Origin of the sequence: Geitlerinema sp. CS-897, from assembly GCF_028368005.1 — a bacterium.
Classification (GTDB): domain Bacteria; phylum Cyanobacteriota; class Cyanobacteriia; order Cyanobacteriales; family Geitlerinemataceae; genus Baaleninema; species Baaleninema simplex.
In genome coordinates this window covers 1-5,857 of the sequence record NZ_JAQNCQ010000354.1, presented here as the reverse complement: position 1 = coordinate 5,857, position 5,857 = coordinate 1, and the positions used below count along the sequence as shown (strand labels likewise).

The window sequence follows — 5,857 nt, the reverse complement described above, 5'->3', positions numbered from 1 at the left end:
ATGCACCCGAAACGGTCAATCATGAAACGAATTATCAAATGATTTACCACGATTATGGGGGATTGGGAAGCTGTTCTAAATATTTGAGGCAAGAACGGCCAAAACGCCGTCGTCGTCAGGCTTCTCTCTCAAAACGGGGTCGTATTCCCAATCGAGTTGGGATTGAACATCGCCCTCAAATTGCCGATCTAAAAGTGGAAGTTGGTCATTGGGAAAGTGACACAATGATTGGCGGACACCATGCAGGAGTTCTAGTCACTTATGTGGATAAAGCTTCAAAATTTTTGGTAGCGAGTCTCGCTAAAAATAAAACAGAAAAAGCCATTAATACTGTCACAATTGAAGAGTTTTCGCATCTGCTTTCTTCTCATCAGAAAACATTAACATTTGATAACGGGAAGGAGTTTAGTGGTCACGAAGAACTGGCTCAAAATCTGGGAGTATCCTGTTACTTTGCCAATCCTTATCATTCCTGGGAGCGAGGACTAAACGAGCATACAAATGGAATGCTTCGACAGTTTTTTCCGAAAGGAACAAATTTTAAAATCTTGTCACCAGACGCGGTCAAAAAAGCAGTAGATTTACTCAACGATCGTCCTCGAAAATCTCTTGACTATCGAACCCCTTCTGAGGTGTTTTATAGTCAGGGATCGGAGACCGTTGCATTTCAAACTTGAATTGGCGAAAAATATAAAAACCCGGCATCTTTAGAGATGCCGGGTCGTTAGAATATATCGCTTTAGTAGATTTTCTAGGATTCTCTAGTTCTCGAATTCCTCTTCATCAAACTCCTCGTCAAAGCCTTCTTCGTTGAAGTCTTCTTCACTGAATTCCTCTTCGTCAAACTCCTCGTCAAAGCCTTCGTCAAACTCTTCCTCGCTAAATTCCTCTTCGTCAAACTCCTCGTCAAAGCCTTCGTCAAACTCTTCCTCGCTAAATTCCTCTTCATCAAACTCCTCGTCAAAGCCTTCCTCGTCAAACTCTTCCTCGCTAAATTCCTCTTCATCAAACTCCTCGTCAAAGCCTTCCTCGTCAAACTCTTCTTCGCTGAATTCCTCTTCGTCGAAGTCTTCTTCGTATCCTTGTGCGATCGCATCGTTATCTCGATCGATTGCGGCAGCATGGGCTTGTCGCGAGAGCGTAGGGCAAGTTCCAATTGCTAACAGGAACGAGGCTACTGTTAACATAGGCATTGTTAGAGCCAACCAATTCAGGGCTTTTATCACGAATCTATCCTCAACGATGAGAAATAAACTGAAATTTTCGTCGAGTCTAATCGAGAAAACTCACTTTGACAAGAGGCGAGAAGAAGAATGCGATCGCGTTCTCAAACGGCGATCGGAGTTCGTCAGTCCTTACCAGATTGAAAACAGACCGAACCGATGAAATCGAGCGTGTTATACTCTAACAAAACTGACACAATTAACGCCCATACACACTAAATATAGAGAAAGATTGGTATTCATCACACTACAGATAGTGTAATCCGATAAAGTCCGAGGCAATTTAGCAAGCTGGGAACTGCGCCGGTCGAATAAATGCTCGACAGTATCAATGCGTCCGCTCTAGACAAAGCAACTCGAATCGTTTTTCAGCATCGGTATTCGCTCGAGCCTCAACCCAGCCAGAGGTCCCTCGCCGTTGTCCGTTCGTGACGGTTTTGCAAGCCTTAAGTTATATGTAGAAGACGTGATGTCTTTTCAACCGCTCGCCCGTTGCAAGGGCGCGGGTGGGTTTAGCCATATCGATATTCTCGGCCGATTCCTCTAGACTACCCTAGAGGGTGTTACCCCTTAATTGCATTGACAGCGCGACTCCTCGGATATCTTGGCCGGTCGTCAAGACGCCCCGAGACAAGGTGGAGAACAAAGTGCGATCGATCGCAGTAGTGGAGCGAGCTTCTTTCGTCAGGTACTATGACCCACATTTCCCCAGACTCTCCTACCGAGCCAAAAGCCACGTTGTTACTCGTTGACGATCGTCCCGAAAATTTACGGTTGCTTTCTCGGATGCTGTCCCGTAAAGGGTACGAAACCCGCAGCGTAACGACGGGGAAAATGTCCCTGGTGGTCGCCGAAACCGAACCGCCCGACTTGATTTTACTCGATATCAATATGCCGGAACTCGACGGGTTCGAGGTCTGTCGCCGTCTCAAAGCCAATCCCAAAACGCAAGGAATTCCGGTCATTTTCATCAGTGCGCTCGACAACGTAATGGACAAAGTCAAGGCGTTTTCGTCGGGAGGCGTCGATTATATTGCCAAGCCGTTTCAGTTTGCCGAAGTGCTGGCGCGGATTGAAAATCAACTCAAACTCAAGCGACTGCAAGAGCAACTGGCCGAACAAAATGCCAAGCTCCAGCAAGAAATTCGCGATCGCTCTCGCGCACAAGCCGCCTTACGAGAAAAAGAACAGTACTTGCGACTGATCCTCGATAACATTCCGCAACAGGTCTTCTGGAAAGATACGGATTTAGTCTTTCTCGGCTGCAACCAAAACTGGGCCGACGCAGCTCAACTCAGCAGTCCCGACGAAGTGGTGGGAAAAACGGATTACGATATGTTTGCCGATCCCGCCATTGCCGACCAGTTTCGCGAACAAGACCGAAAAATTATCGACTCCGATACTCCCGAGCTTCACGTCGTCGCCACCAAGCAAAAAACCGGCCTGGACGGGAAGCGAGTATGGCTCGACATCAACAAACTGCCCATTCACAACGAAAAAGGGGAAGTAATCGGAATTTTAGGGGTTCTCGACGATATTACGCAGCGGAAACTGGCTGAGGAAGCCCTCAAAGCCGAAAAGCAAAAATCCGAACACTTATTGCTCAATATCTTGCCGCGAGCCATTGTCGATCGCCTCAAACAACTCGAAAGTGCCATCGCCGATCGCTTTGACGACGCCACGGTGTTGTTCGCCGATATCGTCGGATTTACCGCACTGTCATCTCGCGTGTCTCCGGTAGAAATCGTCAATCTCCTCAATCAAATTTTCTCGATTTTCGATCGCCTGGCCGAAAAACACGGCCTCGAAAAAATTAAAACCATCGGTGACGCGTACATGGTCGCCGGTGGACTCCCAGTGCCTCGGGACGACCACGCCGACGCGATCGCGAACATGGCCTTAGATATGCTCGATGCGATCGAATCCTTTCAACCCTATTCAGATACGCCGATTCAAATTCGCATCGGCATCAACAGCGGTGCAGTCGTCGCCGGTGTCATCGGCATTAAAAAGTTTATTTACGACCTCTGGGGAGATACCGTCAACGTCGCCAGTCGCATGGAATCGACGGGAATTCCGGGGCGCATTCAAGTCACGGGAGATACGTACCATCGCCTCACCGATCGCTTTATGTTTGAAGAGCGGGGTTTAGTCTCTGTCAAAGGTAAAGGGGAAATGACGACTTATTGGCTCGTCGGACGCAGATGAGAAGATGAAGACAGTCACCAGTCACCAGTCACCAGTGAAAACAGTTAACAGGTAACAGGTAACAGTTTCTGCTCTGCTTCCTTGATCCTCTTCTGCGCGATCGATGACTCCCGAACCCCAATCCAATGCAGTCGTCCTTATCGTAGACGACAACCCAACAAACCTCAGCGTTTTGTCGGCTCACTTAGAAACGGCAGGATTTGCGTTGCGCGTCGCTCAAGATGGAGAAAGTGCGCTACGAGTGGCAGCCTTACAACTGCCCGACCTGATCGTACTCGATATTCTCATGCCGGGAATCGACGGATTCGAGACCTGCCGTCGTTTGAAAAACAACCCCCTCACGCGAGAAATTCCCGTGATTTTTATGAGTGCGTTGTCCGATCCCGTCGATAAAGTCAAAGGCTTGTCTCTCGGAGCGGTCGATTACATTACCAAGCCGTTTCAACGGGACGAAGTGCTGGCGCGTTTGCAAGTGCATTTGAAAATGCGACGTTTGACCCAGGCTCTGGCCGATCGCAGCCGCCGCTTACAGGAAGAAATTCGGAACCGACGTCACGCCGAAGGCGCCAGTCAGGCCAAAAGCCAGTTTCTGGCGAAGATGAGTCACGAACTGCGAACTCCATTAAACGCGATCTTGGGGTTCAGTCAACTGATGGAACGGGATAAAACGCTGACCGAGGAACAACGGGAATATTTACGGATTATCTGTCGCAGTGGCGAACATTTGTTGACCTTGATTAACGACGTGTTAGAACTCTCGAAAATCGAGGCGGGAAAAGTCACGCTCAAAGAAGCCCCGGTGCGTCTCGATCGCCTCTTGCAAGGGGTCACGGATATGTTGGCGTGGCGAGCGCAAGCAAAAGGGTTGAGTTTCGAGGTTTACTGTAGCGATGACGTACCACCGTGCATCCGTACAGACGAGGGGAAGTTGCGGCAAGTGGCGATCAACTTGCTCAGTAACGCCATTAAGTTTACCGAGTTTGGAAGCGTCGCGTTACGAGTGGGGGCGGTTCCCCAAAGTGGCGATCGCGTTCGCTTGTATTTCGAGGTCGAGGATACTGGCCCCGGTATCGCTCCAGAGGAGTTAGAAACGATTTTCGAGGCGTTCGTGCAAACGCAAACCGGATATCGTTCGGAAGAGGGAACGGGGTTAGGCTTGCCGATTAGCCGTCAGTTGGTGCAGTTGATGGGGGGAGACATCACCCTCGATAGCGTTCTCGGGGTCGGGACGATCGCTCAGTTCGATATTATCGTACCGGTGGAAACGCAGCCGATCGAGAGCAACGACTCGTCCGAGACCCCCAAACGTCGCGTCGTCAGGCCGATCGCAGATCGCCCTGTTCCTAAATTGTTGGTCGTCGACGATCGCCGCGAAAGTCGTCAGTTTTTGGTGAAGTTGTTGGAAGTGACGGGGTTCGAGGTGCGCTCGGCCGAAGACGGCCAGGCGGCGATCGCACAGTGGAAGGCGTGGCAACCGGATTTGATTTGGATGGACGTGCGGATGCCCGTGATGGACGGTTACGAGGCGACGCGACAGATTAAAGCCCAGCAGAAGAAGACGGGGGCGAAAAGTCCCACGGCGATCGTTGCCTTGACTGCCAGTGCGTTTGAGGAGGAACGAGCGTCGGTGTTAGCTGTCGGATGCGACGATTTCCTTCGCAAGCCGTTTCGGGAAGAGGAGATCTTCGAGAAAATCGCCCGACATTTGGGGGTACGCTACCTATACGAGACGGTAGAGGACACGGCGTCGGAGAGCGTGCTTCCCGCTCTGGAACTGACGTCGGAAGATTTGGTGTCGATGCCGGTTCGGTGGCGGATGCGACTGCGATATGGGGCGATGTCCGCCAACGATGCGATCGTTCGTTCGCTAATTGATGAAATCCCCGAGGAGTCGGCCGCCTTAGCCGAGCGATTAACGGTTTGGCTCGAGGATTTTCGCTTCGATAAGATTTTTGCCCTCGTTCCCCAGGAAGAAACGCTCTCGGAAGACGAGGAAAAAACGGGGACTTAACGCACAAAACATTCGGCTGAGACTGACTCTTTCAAAATCTTACCGACCCAAATTTTGCTTTAATACTTCCTCCTTTACCGATACGCTGGGTTTTAAGAAATCTTCACCACATCCCTCCTTAGCCTCTCAAAGGAGAAGGGAGTTAGGGGGATGGAAGAGCTTTTCTGATTGGGGAAAACCAGTATTTGAAATGGAGTGCATCTCACTAATATTAATTTACCAGATATGAGCTTTTGCAATCGCTAGAGTGTCTATTACGTTGGCTTGCACTCTCCGGGTGCATCTCACTTTTGCAAAAACATCAGTTTGGGGTGGCAAAATTCCCGATTAGCACTTCTGGTATAAGATCCCCGGCATCTTGGAGATGCCGGGGATCTGGAAATTGAGTGCGCCCAATTCGATGAATTTACATTTT

4 protein-coding genes are annotated in these 5,857 nt (G+C 49.9%); 3 read left to right on the top strand and 1 reads right to left on the bottom strand.

Going from position 1 to position 5,857, the window contains the following annotated elements; translation table 11 throughout:
• Positions 1-677: IS30 family transposase (locus tag POG22_RS22330; RefSeq protein ID WP_498907186.1), on the top strand; the 677-nt coding region annotated here is incomplete at its 5' end.
• Positions 678-761: 84 nt separating this feature from the next.
• Here the strand turns inward: POG22_RS22330 and POG22_RS22325 are convergent.
• Positions 762-1,187: a hypothetical protein gene (locus POG22_RS22325; RefSeq protein ID WP_498907185.1), complete on the bottom strand. Its 426-nt coding sequence runs from the start codon at positions 1,185-1,187 to the stop codon at positions 762-764.
• Between the two features lie 729 nt (positions 1,188-1,916).
• Between POG22_RS22325 and POG22_RS22320 the strand changes: the two genes are divergently transcribed.
• Together POG22_RS22320 and POG22_RS22315 are read left to right on the top strand one after the other, a co-directional pair.
• Positions 1,917-3,431, top strand: coding sequence for an adenylate/guanylate cyclase domain-containing protein (locus POG22_RS22320; protein ID WP_498907184.1), 1,515 nt, complete (start codon positions 1,917-1,919; stop codon positions 3,429-3,431).
• A 103-nt stretch (positions 3,432-3,534) separates the two neighbouring features.
• Positions 3,535-5,442, top strand: a complete 1,908-nt coding sequence (locus tag POG22_RS22315; protein ID WP_498907183.1) for a response regulator — start codon at positions 3,535-3,537, stop codon at positions 5,440-5,442.
• Positions 5,443-5,857: the final 415 nt, after the last annotated feature.

What these genes read in the sequence shown, in the direction of transcription:
- POG22_RS22320 (WP_498907184.1), top strand. Translation starts at nt 1,917, where the DNA reads ATGACCCACATTTCCCCAGACTCTCCTACCGAGCCAAAAGCCACGTTG.
- POG22_RS22315 (WP_498907183.1), top strand. Translation starts at nt 3,535, where the DNA reads ATGACTCCCGAACCCCAATCCAATGCAGTCGTCCTTATCGTAGACGAC.
- POG22_RS22325 (WP_498907185.1), bottom strand. Translation starts at nt 1,187, where the DNA reads ATGTTAACAGTAGCCTCGTTCCTGTTAGCAATTGGAACTTGCCCTACG.